21 protein-coding genes and 3 pseudogenes are annotated in these 20,851 nt (G+C 35.4%); 5 read left to right on the forward strand and 19 right to left on the reverse strand.

Annotated features, from left to right (window positions below; genetic code table 11):
• The 5 genes and pseudogenes from RTK36_RS09365 to RTK36_RS09385 form a co-directional block, all read right to left on the reverse strand.
• A partial coding sequence (locus tag RTK36_RS09365) for a hypothetical protein (protein WP_312046481.1) occupies positions 1-1,422 on the reverse strand: 1,422 nt, incomplete at its 3' end.
• A 41-nt stretch (positions 1,423-1,463) separates the two neighbouring features.
• Positions 1,464-1,640 (reverse strand): hypothetical protein, encoded by a 177-nt coding sequence (locus RTK36_RS09370; RefSeq protein ID WP_312046483.1) that lies wholly within the window; start codon positions 1,638-1,640, stop codon positions 1,464-1,466.
• An 891-nt stretch (positions 1,641-2,531) separates the two neighbouring features.
• Positions 2,532-2,780: a restriction endonuclease gene (locus tag RTK36_RS09375; RefSeq protein ID WP_442871344.1), complete on the reverse strand. Its 249-nt coding sequence runs from the start codon at positions 2,778-2,780 to the stop codon at positions 2,532-2,534.
• Positions 2,752-3,363 (reverse strand): annotated as a pseudogene (locus RTK36_RS09380) (ParB N-terminal domain-containing protein); the annotation flags it as partial. The pseudogene RTK36_RS09380 and the gene RTK36_RS09375, both read right to left, overlap by 29 nt.
• A gap of 279 nt (positions 3,364-3,642) precedes the next feature.
• Positions 3,643-4,038, reverse strand: coding sequence for a hypothetical protein (locus tag RTK36_RS09385; RefSeq protein ID WP_312046485.1), 396 nt, complete (start codon positions 4,036-4,038; stop codon positions 3,643-3,645).
• 727 nt (positions 4,039-4,765) lie between these two features.
• Here RTK36_RS09385 and RTK36_RS09390 point away from each other — a divergent pair.
• From RTK36_RS09390 to RTK36_RS09400, 3 genes are all read left to right on the forward strand, one after another.
• Positions 4,766-5,989 carry a radical SAM protein gene (locus RTK36_RS09390; RefSeq protein WP_312046487.1) on the forward strand — a complete coding sequence of 408 codons (1,224 nt, stop codon included), beginning with the start codon at positions 4,766-4,768 and terminating at the stop codon, positions 5,987-5,989.
• A complete protein-coding gene (locus tag RTK36_RS09395) occupies positions 5,982-7,532 on the forward strand; it encodes a B12-binding domain-containing radical SAM protein (RefSeq protein ID WP_312046489.1) in 1,551 nt (516 codons plus the stop codon). The genes RTK36_RS09390 and RTK36_RS09395 overlap by 8 nt, the downstream gene beginning before the upstream one ends.
• 185 nt (positions 7,533-7,717) lie before the next feature.
• On the forward strand, positions 7,718-7,906 hold the full coding sequence (locus tag RTK36_RS09400; RefSeq protein ID WP_312046491.1) for a hypothetical protein: 189 nt from the start codon (positions 7,718-7,720) through the stop codon (positions 7,904-7,906).
• A 239-nt stretch (positions 7,907-8,145) separates the two neighbouring features.
• Here the strand turns inward: RTK36_RS09400 and RTK36_RS09405 are convergent, their stop codons facing one another.
• Positions 8,146-8,820, reverse strand: coding sequence for an AAA family ATPase (locus tag RTK36_RS09405; protein ID WP_312046493.1), 675 nt, complete (start codon positions 8,818-8,820; stop codon positions 8,146-8,148).
• A gap of 142 nt (positions 8,821-8,962) precedes the next feature.
• On the opposite strand from RTK36_RS09405, the gene RTK36_RS09410 reads away from it, so the two are divergent.
• The gene (locus RTK36_RS09410; protein WP_312046495.1) at positions 8,963-9,103 is read left to right on the forward strand and encodes a transposase; all 141 of its coding nucleotides are present in this window, start codon (positions 8,963-8,965) and stop codon (positions 9,101-9,103) included.
• Positions 9,104-9,290: 187 nt separating this feature from the next.
• Positions 9,291-10,097, forward strand: coding sequence for an IS3 family transposase (locus RTK36_RS09415; protein WP_312046586.1), 807 nt, complete (start codon positions 9,291-9,293; stop codon positions 10,095-10,097).
• 9 nt (positions 10,098-10,106) lie between these two features.
• Here RTK36_RS09415 and RTK36_RS09420 read toward each other — a convergent pair whose 3' ends face one another.
• The 13 genes and pseudogenes from RTK36_RS09420 to RTK36_RS16710 form a co-directional block, all read right to left on the reverse strand.
• Positions 10,107-10,499: a hypothetical protein gene (locus RTK36_RS09420; protein ID WP_312046497.1), complete on the reverse strand. Its 393-nt coding sequence runs from the start codon at positions 10,497-10,499 to the stop codon at positions 10,107-10,109.
• Positions 10,500-10,710: 211 nt separating this feature from the next.
• Entirely contained in the window at positions 10,711-11,694 is a 984-nt protein-coding gene (locus RTK36_RS09425) for a hypothetical protein (protein ID WP_312046499.1), read from the reverse strand.
• 83 nt (positions 11,695-11,777) lie between these two features.
• Positions 11,778-12,326 carry a hypothetical protein gene (locus RTK36_RS09430; RefSeq protein WP_312046501.1) on the reverse strand — a complete coding sequence of 183 codons (549 nt, stop codon included), beginning with the start codon at positions 12,324-12,326 and terminating at the stop codon, positions 11,778-11,780.
• Between the two features lie 41 nt (positions 12,327-12,367).
• The gene (locus RTK36_RS09435; RefSeq protein WP_312046503.1) at positions 12,368-12,973 is read right to left on the reverse strand and encodes a DEAD/DEAH box helicase; all 606 of its coding nucleotides are present in this window, start codon (positions 12,971-12,973) and stop codon (positions 12,368-12,370) included.
• Positions 12,974-13,356: 383 nt separating this feature from the next.
• Positions 13,357-14,103, reverse strand: a complete 747-nt coding sequence (locus tag RTK36_RS09440; protein WP_312046505.1) for a recombinase family protein — start codon at positions 14,101-14,103, stop codon at positions 13,357-13,359.
• Between the two features lie 130 nt (positions 14,104-14,233).
• Positions 14,234-14,707, reverse strand: a pseudogene (locus RTK36_RS09445) (transposase); the annotation flags it as partial.
• A gap of 302 nt (positions 14,708-15,009) precedes the next feature.
• Positions 15,010-15,237 carry a hypothetical protein gene (locus RTK36_RS09450; protein ID WP_312046506.1) on the reverse strand — a complete coding sequence of 76 codons (228 nt, stop codon included), beginning with the start codon at positions 15,235-15,237 and terminating at the stop codon, positions 15,010-15,012.
• A gap of 34 nt (positions 15,238-15,271) precedes the next feature.
• Positions 15,272-15,925, reverse strand: a complete 654-nt coding sequence (locus RTK36_RS09455) for a hypothetical protein (protein WP_312046508.1) — start codon at positions 15,923-15,925, stop codon at positions 15,272-15,274.
• A 61-nt stretch (positions 15,926-15,986) separates the two neighbouring features.
• Positions 15,987-16,523 carry a hypothetical protein gene (locus RTK36_RS09460; RefSeq protein ID WP_312046510.1) on the reverse strand — a complete coding sequence of 179 codons (537 nt, stop codon included), beginning with the start codon at positions 16,521-16,523 and terminating at the stop codon, positions 15,987-15,989.
• Positions 16,498-17,448 carry a hypothetical protein gene (locus tag RTK36_RS09465; RefSeq protein WP_312046512.1) on the reverse strand — a complete coding sequence of 317 codons (951 nt, stop codon included), beginning with the start codon at positions 17,446-17,448 and terminating at the stop codon, positions 16,498-16,500. The genes RTK36_RS09460 and RTK36_RS09465 overlap by 26 nt, the downstream gene beginning before the upstream one ends.
• Before the next feature lie 738 nt (positions 17,449-18,186).
• Positions 18,187-19,677 (reverse strand): thermonuclease family protein, encoded by a 1,491-nt coding sequence (locus tag RTK36_RS09470; RefSeq protein WP_312046514.1) that lies wholly within the window; start codon positions 19,675-19,677, stop codon positions 18,187-18,189.
• 577 nt (positions 19,678-20,254) lie between these two features.
• Positions 20,255-20,731, reverse strand: coding sequence for a hypothetical protein (locus RTK36_RS09475; RefSeq protein ID WP_312046516.1), 477 nt, complete (start codon positions 20,729-20,731; stop codon positions 20,255-20,257).
• Between the two features lie 6 nt (positions 20,732-20,737).
• Positions 20,738-20,851 (reverse strand): annotated as a pseudogene (locus RTK36_RS16710) (helix-turn-helix domain-containing protein); the annotation flags it as partial.

Consider the following 20,851-nt stretch of genomic DNA (forward strand, 5'->3'; position numbering starts at 1 on the left):
TGTCCTCCATAGGAATTCATTTACATATATACCGACTAACTCGCTGTATTTAATCTTTTTCTCATATATAATCCCTCCATAAAAGGAGACTTGGTCATAATCTTTCGCATCTTCCAACAACACCAGTGGTTTACCCCAATCATTTGAAAGCAAAATTGAGGGATTATCACCACCTTGAAATGCAATGAATTTGCCGTAGGCGCTTGTTTTGACCATTTCTACTTTATCGTTTAACAATTGATTACCTTTTGATAGATTATCCGCATCACCAAGCATATTGTTATACATCAACTGTTTATCTTTAGTCAAAAATAATATTTGATTCTGGAATATCCTAAAAGATTCAACGTCCGTTGCTATTCTTTTTTTCTCAGCCTGATTTGCTGAGTAAAACAAATTTTTATCCTTATCTATAAAAAGTAGATTTTTACCCGATGCATCCACACGAAACTTGTCCACATCTAATCCAATTTGTGACTTAGGTGATTTTCCCAATTCATCTATAAACACTTGACTTTTTTCGTATGTTTTTTCGTTTACCACCGGAATTTGCTTTTGATAAAGTTCATTCTCTTCATTAAGATAGTATAAGCATTCACCATCTGGAGAAAAATAAATTGATTTTACGTCAGAGGCAATTTTATAGGGTGTCATCCCCTTCATCACAATAAATAATTCACCCTTGCCTTTTTCAAAATTATATTCTCCGATAAAAACCCCAACATTACCATTATCTGCTAATGCAACTGAACCAATTGGCTCTGTTGTAATTTTCTGGGGTTCATTATCGTTTGCCCATTTCACATAGGAAACATCTTGGTTATTAGAGTAGGAATACGCGGTTACTGTATTATTTAGAGTAAACTGCAACACATCTAAAGCAATTTTTTCTTTGTCCTCGCCTTCGCTTTTTCTATAAAGCACGCCTTCACTGTTCAAGTAATAAATACTACTTGAATCATAGTTCAAGGCATATTTTCCAGCATACCAATCAGAATCTATATCCGAAGTAATCTTAATTTTCTCACCAGCAAGTGGTTTAACATACAGCTCAGCAGAAGACCCCTCCTCGCCATCAATTTTACTTGCAAAAACAACAGATTTTTCATCTCCGCTGAACCAATAAGAATTGGGGAGAACTTTCTCTCCGAGTTTTTCTTTCTCCTGTTTTTTTTCTTTTGAGTATAATACTAACTCCTTGTCAAGATAAATAACCGTATCGGTACCTGGAGCCATTATGTATTCATTCTTTAAAACATTATCTGCGATTTTTTCTTTTTCCTCCCCCAACGTAAGCATATAAAGCTGACCTATTGAGGAATCATCGGGATTGCCCTGAAACATCAAAATAGACTTTTGCTCTAACGTGTCCGCATATTCCGTTTCTGCAGTTCCATTTGATGAACATCCTGTTAAAACCAAAATAAATGCGCTGAGTATTCCCCACAATAACCGTTTCTTTCTCATAATGCCCTCCCATATTGATTCATAAAATTTACTAAGCCAGCAGATGTTGCAGCACATAAAGTACCTGAAGCGGCAAGTATATCTAATTTGCGTTTCTCTTTTATTCCACCTCCAATACTTCTGCAACGAGTTTTGCACTCTAAATTTAAGGGGATTATTTTCATTTTCATCAAATTGTCAGTTCTTCCTCCCTAATCTAGCAAAATTAATTATGTTACGCTAAAGAAATTACTTCGCTAAAGTTTTTTGCTTCTTCCGCCTTGTTTATGAAATATCCGGCAAAAGTTTCTTATAAATGCCAAGAACTCGCTCAGTCTTTCATTTATAATTGCATCCAAAGGGATAGGCATCCCCCATCACATCTTTATTATAAGTTTTAAGAATGACACTTTGTGTCTATCACTCTTGATTTTTAGCATTTTTCGAGTTTTTATCTTCACCTGCTAAAACTTTCGTTCTCAGAAATTTTATACGGTTTGGATCAACATCAGCGTCATTTCAGTGATACGCTGTTTTATCTTCTTTTAACCAAGTTTTGATCCACATTATCCTCAGAATTTTGTGCCTAAATCATACTCTTTTTTATAATTAGCGGGACTTGTGAAAGATAGCTTGCCACAAATGAGTTTTTTTGATATCCATAAAAAAAGCAGTGCCGGGAGCTTCTTTCAAGCGCCAGCACTGCATTCTTGTTTTAATAATTTATTTACAGAATATCTCATACTCTTTCTTTATTTTAAAATGCATTTATTAATTCTTTATATTTAGGAGCAAATACTATGTGATATTCGAAATTCCACTACGTATGAGATAAACCATTTACACTTACCGAAGGAGTGCCACAGTTCCAGTGTCTACGTTTTAGGGAATGTCCACTCTTATTTGTGTCCTGCTATCGGACACCCGGCTAATTTTTCTTCCACTTTATCATCTCTGCTGTCTGCTATGGTTTTTAAACGTAAGCAGGCATTATTATAGAAAGGTTGTTACATACCAAGCCTGAATATCCATTATCCTTCCATGGTACCCTAATAGATAATTGTTGAGCCATTCTATGTCCCCCTTTATTTCATCACTTTATTCAGCAAGGATTGATAGCTGTCCACCACATCATAAACAACATTACCGTTACTGATAGCTTTGAAATGCTCTCTGGCACATTGTATTTTTGACTCCTCAATCAAACGCAGCTGCATGGAGGACATGGAGCCTTTTGTCTCTGCCACAAAATAAATGTGTTTTATTTTTCCTTCGTAGAAAGCAATCGCCCAGTCAGTTAATTGTTCCTTGACTTCCATTATAGGAGACTCCATAAGGCGGGTTCGTCACGACTAGATTTGCCTTTTTCCCATCCATCAGTTTTTCATAGGTTTCAGCTTTGGTACTATCTCCACACACCAATCGGTGTCTCCCCAAGAGCCAAAGGTCTCCTTGTTTCGTTATAGTTTCTTCTTCCAAAGCTGCATCTACATCAAAATCATCATCGACTACTTCTTTGTCATGGATATTGGAGAATAGGTCATCAATCTCCGCTGCATTAAATCCGGTCAGCTCTACATCGAAATTCAGGTCTTTCAAACTTTCCAGTTCTACTGCTAAAATCTCATTATCCCAGCCGGCATCAAGGTCCAATTTATTATCTGCAATGATGTACGCTTTCTTCTGGGCCTCCGTTAAATGCTCCACCATTACACAGGGGACCTCTTTAATTCCTTCTGCTTTTGCTGCCTCACAACGTCCATGGCCCGCGATGATATTTTTATCTTTATCAATCAGCACCGGGTTCACAAATCCAAACTCCCGAAGGCTGCTGCGGATTTTGGTAATCTGCTCTTTACTATGGGTTCTGGCATTATTCGCATAGGGTATTAGTTCATCTATGGGGAAAAGTTTCATTTCTTCTGTTGTTTTCACTAGGTTCACCTCATTCTATTTTTAGTATAAAAAAATACCTTTAACCCCCACTATTTTTCAGGTTTTCCAGGTGTAAAATTCTTCATAAAGCTTGTAATATCAACGTTTCCAAAGGGTTGATGGGCTCTTAGACCCCCCTCTGGAATTTCGCGACTTCGCACATGATGGAGGGCGTCGGTCTTTGGGCGAAAAAGTACTGGAGATTTGACCGTCCCTACCCGATACCCTTTATACTGGACAGATAGCAAAGTCGGAAATCAATTATTCGGACAGATATGAAATCTCACAGCGTCTCATGCCGGAATGCGAAATTGCCCGTTTGAACAGTGGCGTTCTGGCGGCGATAATCTGCCGCAGCGTCTCAATGCTCTCGCTCGTAAACTGTTCCTTGTGCAGAGAAACCGTAAGCCTGTCCTCATTCTCAACCGCCGCTCCCACATAGCCGCAACTGCGCAGATATTCCAGCAGCGCCGTGGCCGTTTCATCCGCCACGCACTCCGAGATGATGAGCTTACCGTCCCGCTCCAGAATGCAGTCGCCTATCCGGTAAGCGCAGGTCGGATAGCCCATATACTTGGGAATGGTGTGCAGCGCCACGCTGACGTCCTCTGCCAGTTGCTTGCGCTGCTTGCCTGTGATGTGATACGGTATGGTCATTTTAATGTTCTGTGCCTCCTTCGTTTGGTAGGTGTATATTCGCTCAAGTGGCCCGGTATAGCAAGGGGTATTTGAAAAAAATCTGCGGCGGGGTCTGTGCGTACAACATGAAAGCACCGACAAGGCCGTGACCATGACCTGCCGCCATGGCACACCCAGAGCCTGGCGGTAACGGACGGTGACCCTCTACAACAACATGGCTGCGAGCACACAGTTCACCGACTGGGTCAGCAAAGATATTGACGAGGACAGCCTTGTTAATGTCTTTACCAAAGACAACACAGTAATCCGCCTCACCATGCCGGACAGGGACATAGAAGTGGATGCTCGGAACAACCCCCTTAAGACCTCCTCAGCTTCTCCCTCTACTCTACCATTTCGGAAGGCTTTAGGCTTTATTGACATATACATTTTGATGTAGTATAGTGAATACGATAGTATATGAAACACAATCATGCGATTATGGAGAGAAACCCAATATTGCAACTTGCTATTGCAATTGCTACCGGATTATTTATAAAATATAAAAAGGAGGGCAGCTTTATGGTATTTGATCTTATATGTGTCACCAAAGACGTCAAACAAGGACAAGGCTTCTGTTTAACAGATTGTGGCCCAGCTGACGGATGTAATCCAGATGACTAAATATTGCCTTGGATGTTAAAGCAGGGGATTCCCATCCCCTGCTTTAAGCATTTTTCAAAGTATGCTTGATAAGGAGTTTATTATGGATTTCAATAATGCAGTGTGGGAAATAAATAAAAATGTCGTATTTGTTCAAGGCGCTCTACGAGGAGCTATATATGATTTGACAAACGAGCTTGTTTATAGCATTGGCGCACTATCATGCACTTGTTTATACAAGGTAATTAATAATTGTGAGTTAAACAATGAAGAAAAAGAGTATCATAAATCCTTGATTGAACATAATTTGGTAAGTTTGGACTTTTCTCCACGATTATATAATTATACGGATGATTCGCCATTAGATGCAATTGGATTAGTATGGCTTGAAATAACACAGGCTTGTAATGCAAAGTGCATACATTGCTATGAGGGATGCGAACACATTTCAACTAAAAATCCTTTATCATTACCAGAATGGCAGAAAATCATTAATGAACTTAAAGACATTCATCCTCAAAGAATAGTCATTATTGGTGGAGAACCTTGCGTTCATAAAGACCTATGTAAAATACTCAATCTAGTGAGTGAGATTAAATCTGATGTAACATTATTTACAAATGGTTCATTGCTTAACGAGGATATTGTTGGAATTCTTAAGAACCATGATATGCGAGTAAAGCTGTCCTTGTATGGAAACAATGCGGCAATACATGATAACATTACGCAGTTGCCCGGAAGTTTTGAAAAATTACTAAAATCCATCGATACATTGCAAAAAAGAAAAATAGATGTTTCTGTTGCAATTGTTTTAATGAAAGAAAACCAAGATTACTATGAGGAAATTAGTGATTTTGTAAATAGATTAGGAGTATCTTCATACAAATTTGATGTTATTAGAAATGTGTACAACGGGGAACAATCAAAACATACACCCACGTTAAAGACTGTAACAGATTTGCGTCTTAGAAAGGAAGCAAATTTCAATATAACAAAACGACAATTTGAAAGCAATTATGTTCATAATAGCTGTTGGTATAATAAGCTGGTAATAACAGATAATGGTGATGTTCTGCCCTGTGTCTTTGAGCGTAATATAAAGTATGGAAACATTCGGGATAAAACTATTAAAGAAATAGTTAATAGCAGCATTACAAAAAAATGTTGGGGATTAGATTGCTCTCAAATTGATGGGTGCAATAAGTGCGAATATCGTTTTGCATGTAAAGACTGTAGACCATTAGCAATTGCCCAAGCTGGTAACATATACGCCAAGAATCCTTCGTGTAATTATAATCCTGAATTGGGGGGTTGGATTAATGAATAATAAAAAAGGACTAAAGACCGTATTAGTCTCGACGAACACATCATACAGATTTAGCAATCTCGAAAATGACCAAATAGCAGGATTTTTGAGGAATCAAGGCTATTCGGTTGATTTATTCTATGCTCATGGAAGAGACATGGAGGACAAGTTAAATCATTTACCGCTTGAGTATGATTTGTATTATTTCTCGTTGTCTTTTAAAAACTATAAACAGTGCATTGAGCTATCTAAAATTATAAAAATGAATACCCAAGCAATTATTGTCTATGGTGGAAAATTTAGCACCCGATATTATGATGATTTGTTTGATATGACTGCAAGTGTAGATTATATAATAATTGGTGATTGTGAATACCCCTTTCAGACAATTATTGATCATATTATTGATGGCACTCCGATTCATGGCTCTGTTGCCAGTATGAACAATAGGAGAAATGTTGAACCATATCATACTGGAGAAATTGACTATTTCCCTGCGTATGATTATTATGAGAATGATACTGAAAAAAGGAATGTTCGTAAAGAGTATTGTATACAAAGCAAAAACAATGTTTGCATGGGAAAATGTGTGTTCTGTACCGAGCAGAAAGGCGAACCAATCTTCAAAAGCGTTCAACATATCGTTGATGAAATTGTATATGTTGCAAATAAATTTGGCATCAAAAAATTCTTTTTTACAGATGATAATTTATTTGACCCAAATACAAGTGCCGCAAAAGAGCGGATCAAAGAAATATGCTTAAAAATACAAGAAACTAAACTTAATTTGGTCTTTAAGTGCTATATCAAAGCATTTTCATTTAACGATACCACTGAAGATCGAGCATTATTAAAATTAATGTCAACCGTCGGCTTCAAAACTATTTTTGTAGGAATTGAGTCAGGGAATCAAGAAGATTTGGATTTCTATAATAAGTTTACAACTGTAGAAGATAATTATATGATATTAAACTTATTGAACGAATATGGAATTGTTCCTCAAATTGGATTTATTAATATTAATCCGTATACAACGATGGACAAATTGAAGAAGAACTACGATTTTTTGACCAGCATTGAGATGGATAATTTATTCATGTATGTTTGCTCATATATGAGAGTATATAAAGCAACTCCTGTATATTACAAAATGATAAAAGATGGCTTACTAATAACGGCAGAGTGGGTTTATTTTGACGATCAAGGATTATACAGATTTGTTGATAAACAGGTCGGAGAAATATTTAATTTCATTAGGAATTTTATGTATGATAGAGTGAGGAATTTGGATTACGAGATGGATTGGCTCTTATATTTTTATGAGGAATGCTTTAAACTAAATCCAATTGCTCAGAATTTTAAAGAGAATTTATTTGAAATTCGCTCAGCTCAATTAGAACGAATCAAAAGTTTCTTTTACATTTTAATGGTGGAGGGTAATATATCAAAAGCACAGGACAATGTGGAAGCATTTTTAGAGTCATTTGAACATGATCAGGATTATTTAGAAAAAATACATAAAAATTTAGTGAAAGTGTATGTAAATGCCCCGTTATATCGTTGATTGTTCCGAATGCAGAAGCGCATACTCATTTTCTGCAATTTTCAAGATTTCTGGAATTATATGTATACAATAGGTGGCTACTATGGAGCACATACCAAATAAGATTTTTGCGACGCTTTTGCATTGCGCTGAGTGAAAAAAATTTCTCCGCGAAATCAGGATTTGTTAAGTATCGAGACTTAAGAATGCCGAATATTGTAAGCGGCCAGTTGACCCTTGATGATACATTTACGAAAGACATCAGATTTCGAAAGCAATCAGAGTATAGAATTGAGCTTTTGACGAGCAGTAGCAAAGCCACAATATTAGATATTGGCGATCCATCCAGGTCTACTAAACAGCAGAAAAATAAGAATGATTCGCCTCAACTTTAAGGTATTTAAAATAAACGATGAATATCTCTCACATTCCTAACATTTCTAATTTTTTTAAAAAAGAGGCAACCAAGTAACGTTTTATTACAGAATGATTTCGTACTATACATTAATCTTATTTGCCTTAGATAATGTAGCTAAACAATACTGAGGCATGAACCCTGGATATCTAAGCAATCATGCCTCAATAATTATCATAGAAAACTATTTTTCACTCTCCAACCTTGATCACTTACTTGTTAATAGATTTTCACTTTTTCAAAGACGTAATTTATCAGTTCATTTGAAAAATTTCTCACATCTTCTACATTTGCTTCTGTAAAAGTATGCGAACCAGGATTTAACTGTTCTCTATATTGATGTAATACTTGCTTTACATCGTTAGAAATTAATGCCGTATTAAACAATTCATCTATACGCTCTCCAAACTTCTTGCTTTTTAGATTCTTTTCTGCATATTGTTTTGCAAATGTAATTGCAAGATATTCCTCAAGAAAAATTCTTAAATCATTCTCACTAATATCATTTATTTGACATTTGTTAAATCTATCAATTTTATTAAAAGCTCTTCCAAATTCTGATGCAAATGCTTCTTGCGCATTCATTTCAAAAATCCCATTATTGTCATTAGCCCCATTAATATAATCCAACTTATAAAATTCTATTTGTTGATCATTTGATTTGAAAAACATTTGTGCAAACATAAAATGATGTGCCATAATAAATGTTTGTTCCATCTCCTGTGATAACTGCATGATTTTACAAATTACTGATTTAATCCTATTATCATCAAAGCTTGTGGCTGGATCATCAAGAACTAAAATAGACTTTAACTTCTCATCACTATCCATACAATTAATTTTTGCCATAAAAACGGCTAATGCCAAAGCCCTTTTGTCAGACTCGCTAAACACACTACTACTTTTGCCAATATTACTAATTGGTTCATTGTTAAATAGTACATTAATTCCAAATACCTTTGGATCTATATTATAAAAGTTGACACGATAAGTAACTATCCATTACAATAAAGTAGACACCCAAAGGAGGTATCTTATGTCCACAAAAACTGGAAAACGTTATGACGAAGATTTCAAGAAATCACTCGTCTCTCTTCACCAAAACGGCAAAAGTCAGTCTCAAATAGCAAAAGAATATGGCGTTTCTCAAACCGCTCTAGGCAAATGGATCAAATAATACTCGACTGTTGAAGTTAATGTCGGGGAAATCTTAACTGCCAAACAAGTCAAAGAACTTCAAAAGCGAAATGCTCAGCTTGAGAAAGAAAACTTAATACTAAAAAAAGTGATTGCATCTTCACTCCACACTCATTGAATGATTAAACATCGTTCATAAACTGCGATTCCAGCATGATATCAAAACGATTTGTCGTGCACTACATGTAAATCGTAGCACATATTATAAGCATTTCAGTGAGGCGCCAGCTCCTAGAACAAAGGAAATTCTGGATATCAAACGTTTCATTCTTCAGATCTATTCTGACTATGATAAATGTCTTGGTACTTATAAAATCACTTACATCCTCAGTCGTGATTATGGCATAAACATCAGTGCTGGAAGAGTGTACCAATCCATGAATCTGCCCAAAATGGCAACTGATAAGCCTCGAAGAATGAGACATCAAGAACAAGGTTCGTGCAGCAATCATCTCCACCAGGAGTTTAATCAAAAAGCTCCGAATCTGGTCTGGGCAAGTGATTTCACTTATATCAAAGTAAGCGGCAAATGGTACTATCTATGCATTGTCACGGACTTGTTTTCCAGAAAAATCATTCGCTGGCACATAGCCGGCAATCATAATGTTGAGTTTACCATGACTGCGTTTAACAAGGCATACAAAAAACGTGAGGTAAAATACAGGCTTATCTTTCATTCCGATCAAGGATCAGAATATACCGCATTTAGTTTTCGAAAACTACTAGATTCGCTCAACATCGTTCAGTCCTTTTCTAAAAAGGGATATCCATTTGATAATGCTTGCTGTGAAAGTTTCTTTAAATATCTCAAGAAAAATCGTACCAAGCGAAGAACTTATCATTCTTTAGAAGAGCTTCGACTGGATATTTTTGAGTATGTCGAAAACCTATATAATAACCGACTCCCTCATGGTTCAATTGGTTATAAAACACCAAATGAGTTGGAAGCTGAATACTGGGATCAGTATGCATAAATACTGGTCTCAGAAGAAATATTTTAAAAAATCGTGTCCACTATATTGACTACACTGCATTTTAAATTTGCTTTGATAAAGCAATAATCCATTCGCCATCTTCGCCACAAACCATTCCTCCTGCAAGTTTTTATATGTAAGAGATGAGCTGTCTATCAAATTAAAGGATAATTGCATAGCCTTTAAAACATCAAGCATTGCGTAAAAGAATGGCATTTTCATATGAATCTCTTGCTTTTTCATGTACTTCATAAATTCAGTTACTATTTCAAAAACAGTACATCCACGGTTTATACATGTCATTTGAGATACAAGACTTCCAGCATTACAGTCCTCTGAATTAAATCCTCTATATCTTGTAGCAATTCTTTTTTCGTTTTTGAGATATATTGTATCTCTCATCCAAACTCAATTCTTCACCTGGTAAAAAGCAAATTGGTGTGTCACAAAGATTATTCAATTCTTCTTTCGGCTTATAACGGCATGTCTCCTGCCACTTTCTTAAACTATACCAAGATATTACAACTTTAATATATCAGATCATAACTCATATTAATGATTAATTAGCTATTAATGCATAATAATTTGCTGAAATACCCTTGATTTTTTCAAGTTACTGTATCTCAAAAATCTGATTAGGCATAGTTTCATTCTGCATAACATTCATATTTTCCTCTATTTGAAACTTAGCCTTATTCAAATAAAAATCTTTTTTATTCTTTTTGCAAAAATTAAGTATTGTATTAAAATTGATATTAATATAATGCACCTTAATATTATCCCTGTCTTTTATTGCATTTAAACCTATTAATACTTTCTCTAAAGAATAATATGCAGTTTTAATCTGATATGATAGAAGTCTATTTTTCCGTTCTAAATAGTATTGTACAACTGTATCAACAATAATGAAAGTTAATGTTGCTTCTCTCATTGCAGGTAACATGCCTTTAACAAATACTAAATATTCTTCATATCCCATTTTTCCGACTTGAATAAAATATGGATATGCTATATTGGATAACAGCCCCCCCGTAAATGAATCTAATACTAGCATGAAATATAAAGTTGCCGCCGCTAAATATATTCTTTTTCTGTATTTAAATACTCCATAATATAGGAAAATAAATATTAGAGAACTTATATATATACTGGCTGTTAGCATTAATTCGTCTAGTTTAATTAGTTTATTCATAAAAGAAACCAACTCGTCTACACTTAAGCTTTTCTGTTCCAAATAATTAATATATTCTTCATTTCCATTAATTCTTTCTCTAAAAACCTTTTCATTTTTAAGCAATTCTACGAAAACATCCTGTTTTCTTCCACTTCTCAGTAATTCTTCAATTAATTCTTGTTTTTCTTCTTCTGACTGATCTTCACCTATTGTATTAATTATAATGTCCTGTATCTGTACTTTTTCTTCTACGGCTTTTTTAAAATATACATCTTCATTATAACGTCCATTTGTTGCATACCTAATATATGAACTAGTATCAACGGTATTTATTATTACATAAGATTGAAAATATATAAATAATGTAAATGGCATAAATAAATATAGTATACATACAGCCAAAAGTCCTTTCAACGCTTTCATCTAATCACCCTTTCTTTTTATACCATATTATAACATAAAAATGCCCATTTCATCATAAACACTTCCAGTACCCCTCTACTTTACTAAACTGACCTCCCCTTCCCCAACTCTGCCTCAAATTCTAATCCGTCTTCAAATATAAAAACCACATTCTTAGCATCCTTGACCAGTGCCTTAAACAATTCATCATCAAACTCCTGCAATGGCTCATTATTCCAACCGATGGTAATTTTGATATAATTCAATTTTTTTTGCATCCTATCCTGGTTCAAATTTACTTCTCGCAGACTTTCCTTATTCGCAGCCAACACTTCCAACTCACCCATAATCCTCTGGTATTCCTTATTATAGAAAACATCATCAATTTGATGTCTTATTTTCAACTGCACCAATTCGCTCAAGTCATTCTCAACCGTGGCAATTTCCGCTGTCAGCTTGTCTATATCCCCAGTAATCGAAGCCTTCCCAATAACCTTATCCACGTTATTATAGAAACTTCGAAAAAAAGAGCCCTTATCCTTGACCATATCATTATATAGTCGGATAAAGGCTTCCTTTAAATCCACTTCTTTAATAGCTTTACTGGTACATTTATTTCCCTCTTGGTCTATATAGCTTTTGCATTGCCACATGATACTTGCCGAGGTTGTACCACAGTTCCAGTGTCTACGCTTTAGGGAATGGCCACTTTATTGCTCAAAAGATTTTTGTTTATATTAAATATTTCTTGAAGACGTTTCTGTTCGGATTCTTGCATTCTTGTTGGTGTTGCGGCCAACCCAAGTAGTACACGATTAGGATTCAAAACCGTCAATTTCTTAATAACTTTTTGATAGTTTGCAGCTACTGCATGATACGCTTCATCTACAACAACAATTAGTTTTCTTTTACCTTGAGCTCCAATCATTCTTTCAATAAATCGATATCCATGCATATTTGCCACAGATGAAATGCTATACACATATATATCTGCCTTATTAACCATGGACATTTTCAGATGCACACCTGAAACAGGTAATATTCTTATTTTGTTTATTCCTGTACCTCGCAATACTGGCGCCTGCTTACGAAATTCTTGATATGTTTGTTCTACCAATTCTTGTCTATGAACCAGCCATACAATCCTGTACCCTTGCGCTACCCCCTGTGATAACAACCACGATACAGAAGTATATGTTTTAACACTTCCCGCTCGTGTCAAGGGTGTGACGAGTAAAAAATGATTTTTCTTTGAAAAACTGCAAGGCTTGCACCATGGATCTATGTTCCGACTTGGCATGGCTTGTTGCTATTCCTTAGGTATCCATTGCTGGATAGGTTACCTTATTTAATTGTCTCGATTCTAGGTAACCTGAAATCAAATACGGTGGCGGGGTGTGATTCCCGCTTTGCAATCGCCGGGTGGCTACACCGCTATGTAATTATTTATATTGTCGATGTATCGATGCTGATCGACCCATCTGTTGCACCAATTTTACAACCACTACATCTTCTATAGATAGATTTACAGCGAGGACTATATGTATTTGTACAATTCATAAAAGAAAAATATCTTTTTTCGTATTCTTCATAGATACTCCAATTTATATTATAAATTCCACTGTTTGATACCCTGTCTCACCGCAACCTGCTGTTTCACTATATTCTCCTTCATTTTTTCCATCATCTGTCATACATTTTTTTCTGCTCCAGATAAGTATCTTTATCTGTAACATCCGTTTTGTACGCTTCATAACTAGCACGTAGATCCTGCTGCAATAACATCATCGTACGTTCCATATCAGCCAGATGTTTTTCTGCCATAGCCAGTCGCTCTTTATTCTTAGAACGTTGCACATCTATCACAGACCTGGAATCCACCAGTACATCTGCATATTGCTGAAGCATCCCAAGAACCACTTCTTCAATATCCGCATCCAGAATGCTCATTTTACAATCTCCACTGCTCTGATCCATATATTTCTTATTGCAATAATATTTAGCACGTCCACTGTAAGTATGAGTCAGTGTATGTCCACAATCGCCGCATTTCATCTTGCCTACAAGACAATGCCTTGCATGACGTTTTCCATCGGTAAAGCTCTTTGTATTTACTTTCCGAATCTCTGCTATCTTTTGAAATTCCTTCTTTGAAATAATCGGTGGATGGCAGTTTTCCACCCGTTTCCATTCCTCTTCTGGAAGAGTCACACATCTTCTGGCTCCAACTTCCTTACTCTCATATCGGTTATACACCAATGTTCCGGTGTACTGCTCATTATCCAGAATTCGCATGATAGCTACTGTATTCCAAACTGGTTTCCTTTGTTTGTATCTGGCAAGCATCTGCTCGTTTCCTTCCATTTCAGCAATATAAATTCCTGGTGACACGATACCATCATCATTCAGATTTCTTGCAATCTTATACATGGAAACCCTTCTTTATACTCCTTGAAAATCCGCTTTACAATTTGGGATGCCACCACATCAATTACCAACTGGTGTTTATCCTCTGGGCTTTTCACATATCCATATGGTGCATAAGCCGCAACATAATTCCCATGATTTTGTCCGTAACATCAGAAATAAAGCCCTCGGAAGCCTCAAACCCATAAATATCCTCGATGATTTCTGAAATTTGTCTGGTGGTCATACCTTTGGCATACATGGAGATAATCTTCTGGTCAATATCCGATATATCTTTCTGGCGTTTTTTGACCACCTGTGGTTTAAAGGTCGATTTACGATCCTGTGGAACCTGGATGTCCATGCTCCCATAGCTACTGTTGTTACGCTTTGACTTGTAACCATTGCGGTAATCATCGCTGTCAGAGCGTTCTGACTTTTCATAGCCAAGATGGTCATCCATTTCAGCTTCCATCATTTCTTTGATGGTGCCGCCAAGCAGATCCTTGAGCGCATCCTGAATGTCTTCTGCGGACTGGATGTCATACTCCTGCAGGAGTTGCTGAATGATGTTGCGTTTTCCGTCTGTCATTTGTACCTTGTGTACTGGTTTCTTTTCTCTTGCCATAATAAAAGGCCTCCTATGATATATTTTTTTATCATAGAAGACCTTAAAAAACCTTATTTACAGAAAAACTTTCACAGACTCATTGACAGCATAGCTGGTCCAAGAAAACGTCCGCACCCCCGACTCTTTATACCTGCAGAACCACGTTCATTATCGCTCTGATTCATCCATTTACGAGAACAACCCTCATACAAATAAAAAAGCTTATCTCCATCACGCAATTCACAAAATTTCGTAAAATCATCACTTGAGTCTGTTTTTGTAGCTTCATTCTCAACACAATAAAAATTTACAATCCCAACTTAAGAACAAAAATCAACAAGACCTCTGATATGGTCATCATCTGGGTGAGTTGATATAAATCTTGTTATTCCTTTGTTCTTAGCTTTTTCATTTATTTCCGTATAAATATCCTCTTGATTATCTAAATCAGTGCTATAGCAACAATCAATTGTGGTAAAATTATCACTTCCATGTTCAATATAAAACATATCTCCATTTCCAACAGAAAAAGACTTAATAATACTCATAATATTTTAGCATCCTTTCTTTCACTTGTTGTATCTAACTTTGCAAATCATATGCCAATACATTGGTTGCAAAACGCCGACCTTTTATATGTGCAGTAACATTAGTAATTATAAGCATAATTGCTAAATACAATATTGATGTCCAATTAAACTCAAGTACATTAATTAGGTTGCATGAAATCAAATAGGATATAATTATCACAAGAGTTGATATATATAAGTCTCTACATAAAAGATAGTCCCTATTTGATTCAAATATCATAGATACATTGCGATGCTTATTGTAAATCTTATACCATTGAGAATTTTCATATTTTAACTTTTCTTTCTTATCAACTGGTAAGCCTTCAAATATTTCCTTATACTTTGCAAGCAGTTGCCCAGTCGTGAATCGCAGGTCAGTATTTTTCTTTTTAAGTTCACTAAAAATTGTTTCACCAGGTAAATGTCCTGTAAAATATAGTAATTTCATTTTTACACCACTACTAAACAGTGCATCTGCTAAAAATGCAAAAATGTAAATGCTTGATGAAAGAAGTGTCGAATCTAATATTTTTACCAAGACGTTTAACCACTCATATTGGTTGTTCTGTAAATTAAATAAATCAGAAAGTAGAATCAAAACAAATATATTAGCGACAATATACATTTTTTGCTCTTTTTCACGGTAGTCCTTCAAATTATCCAAAGCATGCTCCTTTCTTATCAATGGCCACTTACTTATATCATAGCAGTCCTTTATCTCTATTTCAATCTCCTAATAATAGGATGGGGGACACATGAACAAACGATTCCTTTATTGCCTCCATAATGCCTTTTCTCCTGTTCTTAAACAATTCACGCTCTGATAATGACGTTTGAAATCCAAACGTGCCTTTATTGTTTAAAGTTGTTGACTGTCGAAAAATCATATTTCCATCTATTGATAATTCTTGCTTGGCAAACCAAAGCACAATGTCTTGATTAAAAAACTTCATATTGCTCAGTAATTTTTTATGCGACATTTTTTCCCATATACATGTGTTTGCAACAACGAACTTTCCCATGTAAATTTCTCTAAGCGCACAGAGTTTGTAAACATCGCCGATATGTGCTGTTATGAATGTTCCATCTATCCCATCATTTGAAGTGCAACAAAGGTATTCTTTACATATTTGTCCGCCTACCTTTATAAAGCTCCAATCAGAAACTTCAGCACTTGTCACACTTTGAATATAATTTCTTCGTGCCTGCACTTGATTAATATCAACAGTAATATCTTTACCAGTACCTATAATCCATCTCACCAAGCCTCACTCCTTGTGGTTTACTACTCGTTCCAACTCCAATTCCGTTTTTAGGTAGAAGTAACAATCCAGTTTTAGTATTCATGGCTGGACTGTAGTTTTCCTCTTTCATATATTGTACTAACTTATCGGATCCTCCGCTTGTTATACCTGAACCAGTATTATCAGAAATAAAATATTCTTTACTATATGAATCATTTAATTCGTCAAATATCGCCTGAGCATCATCCAATTGACCATGGTGAGGCAGCTGAATAATATCATAGCTATTAAGATTATACAAATATGAGGGTGAAGCATCACCACATAACAGGATAGTTTCCGCATTATCCAATTTACACTTCAACTGAACACTTGCTGCATTCATTACTGTTTCCTCAGCATGTCCTTCACCAATATTATTACCCACGCGACTATCTACTGCTTTTGCCGCGACATCAGTAAACTCATCTATCGTTGGTCCAACAATTGTACAACTGCCTACGCCTGTTCCGCTTAATGCTTCTATAGTTGAAAAACCAAACTCCTGTGCGGTTTCTATTATCTCCTTGATATTATCAAACTCTGCTAATAGCGACCGTTTTAAGCTATCACGTGTCCTTCGTCCATCATCAATTTTATCAAGAATTGTATCAACATGCTTCAGATACTGGTGTGAATAAATCTTTACTGTATATTTACTGTGATTATTTAACCAATTAAGTAAATCGCATACTCCATTTGTATGATCGCCATCATTGTGCGATACAACAATATGTACCTGTGAAATTAATGAGTTAAATTGTAAAAATACTTCGACTGCTTCTGCATGTTTTGTGTGCCCACAATCATAGACCACCAGAGATGTACTGTCATAAAGCAATATGCAATCTCCGAACCGTGAATCCTTATCCCCTGAATAATGACTTAAAGCTTTAAGTTTCATTCAATAACCCCTTTCTACAAGAACATTGTGGTAGCGTGCTCACCATTCTTAGTACAACAATCTGAAACAGATAAGTTCCGTACGCTTTCTGTTAGCACTCAATCGCCTCGAGTGCTAGTTTAATATGAGTATATCACTCCAGCAATTCCATGTCAAGGCGATAACCACAACATATTGTGGTTATCTTAAATTCAACTACTATTCGCTAACTACCTTTCTATTAAAACTTCCACTGTACATTTTATTACTACTAGCATATACCTCCTACAAAAACCACCGGTCATTCGGTTCTCCTATCTTCATTTATTCATCCTAAAGCAAAAACTACATTGAATATAAATACAGATTATATTTCACTCACGCTTGGGAACAGCGAACGTTGAGGGAGGACATCACCCCAAAATAGATTTAATACTAGTAAGAGTGAAGTTCTTGAGTTCGTTGCTCAAGAACTTCACTCTTAGTGGTGATTGCTATCGGCAAAATAGTTCTCTTTTTGGAAGACACAATCATTCCCAAAACTAAATATATGGTATAATTGGGAAAGGTGGAATTCTCAAAAAATATTTATGATGCAGGTTCGTAAGAAAAGATAACGATTCCGCCAAGGAAAAAATACACCTTGTGAGAATCCGATTCACGGCATCAACACATAGCGAAATAATTGTCGAAGTATATCGAAAATAATGAACTTTTTAAGTAGCAAGGTGCAGATTTATCTTATCTAATACGGAATTCTTATTGAAGTTCTAAAAATATTTTTTCATAACGCACATCAGGTGAATATGTGGCAACTTTTGCATATCCATCTACAATTAATTTTGCATTTACCATTTTATCTCTAACCTGTTCTATATCTCTGCTATCCGGCAAATCTAACCAGACATATCTTAAGGCTCTTCCATATTTATCAACTTCAGATGTATCCTTTTCCAAAAATACAGTTTTATCAAATAACATTTCCTCAGTGTATTGTGACGCTCGTTCTCCCGATTCATCAACACTGCCTAATTCCGGGCAATCCATACCAATTAGCCGAACTTTAATCTCCACACCATTTTCATCTAAGACATATATTGTATCTCCATCAACAATTTTAGTAACCGCAGCTGGGAAGAAGTTACTTTGCTGAATTAGACTTATATCCTCTGTTTTTTGAGGATGAATTTGCATTGTTCCGTTATAATCTACAATCTCCCCAGTAAATTTATATTCTGAATCTAATACAAATTGATTCTGATTAATCCCTATATCCTTTCCAATATAAACTTCCCAGCTTTCCAAACCATTGTTTATATTTAATAGGACAGCACCGTTATCAAACTTTTTAATGCGTTCTATATAACCTTCAAAACTAGTGAACTTTTCATTGCTCGTTGCAGAATTATTAAAAAATTCAGAATTAACTTTTGAAACTCTATTAGAACCAATGACTTTGAAAATACTCAGTATTAAAATTAAGCAAACCAATAAAATCACATAAGATTTCTTTTTCACAGTAATACCACGAGTCTTTTTTTTACTATCTGAACCCCCCCCCATGTTCAAGGTATCTCCCGTCAACACTGAGTTTACTTCTCTTTCTTCTTTTACTTGACATACACTTTCTTTATTAACAGTTTCCAAATTTATTTGTCCATTCAATATTCTTTTAATCTCATCCATTTGATGTTTACTTAAAGGAGGAAAATCAAACCTTGCGGGAAACATTCTTCTTAACCTTTCCTCCAGTAATACTACATCATCTTCAATAGCATATAAACCTTCTTTATATATTACAAAATCATCGTCAAACACATTGCCAAATTTCGTTATAAAAGATTCCCTACTTATATTACAAAGTATTGCACCATGCCCATATGTAAATAACAAGTTACCACTATATTTACCGCTTTGCTGTACAAGAACTTGAGATTTCTTAAATTCATTTATTAGTATAAGCATATATTCTCTAGCTTGCTCCATCGGATTCTTCTTAGCTTCATTTGAAGTTGTATAAATCAAATTCTTATCTGCTTTAATAACTGAATTAAACTCCCAGTCTTTTACCTCTAAAACAACAATTCCTAGTTCAGCTCCCATAATAATGAAATCTGGGTATCTATTATTAATTCTTGCATTGAACCAGACATAATAACTATCGGGTAATGCTGATTTTAAAATACTAAATACTCTTTTCTCACCTGCTGTTGCATCACTATTAATAGCTTTTGGATACATAATTGACATATAGTTCCCCCCAATATTTTAAGAAAACAAATCCTGTTATCTCTGACAAAATAATAAAACTAAAAAAATCAACGATTAAATGGAATAAGAAGTATATTGAATTTAAATTATTTCTATATTTTCAAAAAACAGTAATTCATTTTGTAACTTATATTTCGCTTAAAGATCTTAGTCACCCCTTGAAATCACCTTAAAAATTTTATCACATTTTGGTGTCAATTTCCAGTAAATCTATTACATGGTCAATTCATTTACTTATTTATATATTCAACTAACCCAGACTTAAATTCCACCAAGTAAGTATGGATATCTCCATCATAGCAATATTTAAATGAAATAAACATCTAACCTGGCCCTCATCAATCACCGTTTCCCTAAATCAGAAAATTTATTTCCCCAGTTCAGATCGAATACTTAAAATTTCAGAAATGCTTTTTTACTGGATTTCTAAACCTTAGTCTTTTGCCCGTACCACCAACTACAGTACTTCAAATTACCAAATTACTCTCCTACCATTCCGTCACCATCTCTTTCTTTCATATATTGATACAACCAATGATCAGAAGTTATTGGCATACTATATCCAGCTTTTTTTTGCTTCTGCAATAGTTACTATTCCGTTTCCATTGGTGTCAATTTTAGATAAATCACCTTCTGTTGTCACCTGCGGCGCAATTTTTGGTGTTGAATTACTTGTTACTTCTTGTGAGCTATTTGATACGGTATCATCTGGATTAATATTCTCGAATTCATCTACAATAACATCTCTGCTTAAAGTATATGTCAATTTATATTTACTTGGAATTTGAGTTTGTGTATTTACAGTAGTAAGAAAGCCTGAATACAACCAGCGGTATATGGTTTTGAAGCTGACAATTCCAGCAGTTGCAGTATTTGCAATTTGTTCTGGTGGCCACGTAGCCAATAGGCACGCTGTGATGTCTTCAAGCTGTTCGACTGTGCGTTTCCCTTTGGGCTTTGTTTTTCGGCGCACCCCATAGGAATGTTGTGCAGCTTCACACTCATAGCGTTCTTGAAGGGTATTTCTGAGCACTTCTCAATCAATGCAAGAGTGATGACGATTAAGTTTTTTAGCGATGGCTCGATGAGAATATCCCTCTGATAATAATTCTTGTATGCGTCCTCGCTCAAATGTGGTAAGATGGTGGTAGCT

The sequence above is a fragment of the Anaerotignum sp. genome, from assembly GCF_031981185.1.
Lineage (GTDB): Bacteria > Bacillota > Clostridia > Lachnospirales > Anaerotignaceae > Chakrabartyella.

Coding starts and splice junctions, on each gene's coding strand:
- RTK36_RS09440 (WP_312046505.1), bottom strand. CDS start 14,103: ATGTATAAGATTGCAAGAAATCTGAATGATGATGGTATCGTGTCACCA.
- RTK36_RS09470 (WP_312046514.1), bottom strand. CDS start 19,677: ATGTCAATTATGTATCCAAAAGCTATTAATAGTGATGCAACAGCAGGT.
- RTK36_RS09420 (WP_312046497.1), bottom strand. CDS start 10,499: ATGAGAGATACAATATATCTCAAAAACGAAAAAAGAATTGCTACAAGA.
- RTK36_RS09425 (WP_312046499.1), bottom strand. CDS start 11,694: ATGAAAGCGTTGAAAGGACTTTTGGCTGTATGTATACTATATTTATTT.
- RTK36_RS09375 (WP_442871344.1), bottom strand. CDS start 2,780: ATGGAGTCTCCTATAATGGAAGTCAAGGAACAATTAACTGACTGGGCG.
- RTK36_RS09435 (WP_312046503.1), bottom strand. CDS start 12,973: ATGCCAAGTCGGAACATAGATCCATGGTGCAAGCCTTGCAGTTTTTCA.
- RTK36_RS09430 (WP_312046501.1), bottom strand. CDS start 12,326: ATGTGGCAATGCAAAAGCTATATAGACCAAGAGGGAAATAAATGTACC.
- RTK36_RS09465 (WP_312046512.1), bottom strand. CDS start 17,448: ATGAAACTTAAAGCTTTAAGTCATTATTCAGGGGATAAGGATTCACGG.
- RTK36_RS09410 (WP_312046495.1), top strand. CDS start 8,963: ATGTCCACAAAAACTGGAAAACGTTATGACGAAGATTTCAAGAAATCA.
- RTK36_RS09395 (WP_312046489.1), top strand. CDS start 5,982: ATGAATAATAAAAAAGGACTAAAGACCGTATTAGTCTCGACGAACACA.
- RTK36_RS09400 (WP_312046491.1), top strand. CDS start 7,718: ATGCCGAATATTGTAAGCGGCCAGTTGACCCTTGATGATACATTTACG.
- RTK36_RS09385 (WP_312046485.1), bottom strand. CDS start 4,038: ATGACCATACCGTATCACATCACAGGCAAGCAGCGCAAGCAACTGGCA.
- RTK36_RS09450 (WP_312046506.1), bottom strand. CDS start 15,237: ATGAGTATTATTAAGTCTTTTTCTGTTGGAAATGGAGATATGTTTTAT.
- RTK36_RS09390 (WP_312046487.1), top strand. CDS start 4,766: ATGGATTTCAATAATGCAGTGTGGGAAATAAATAAAAATGTCGTATTT.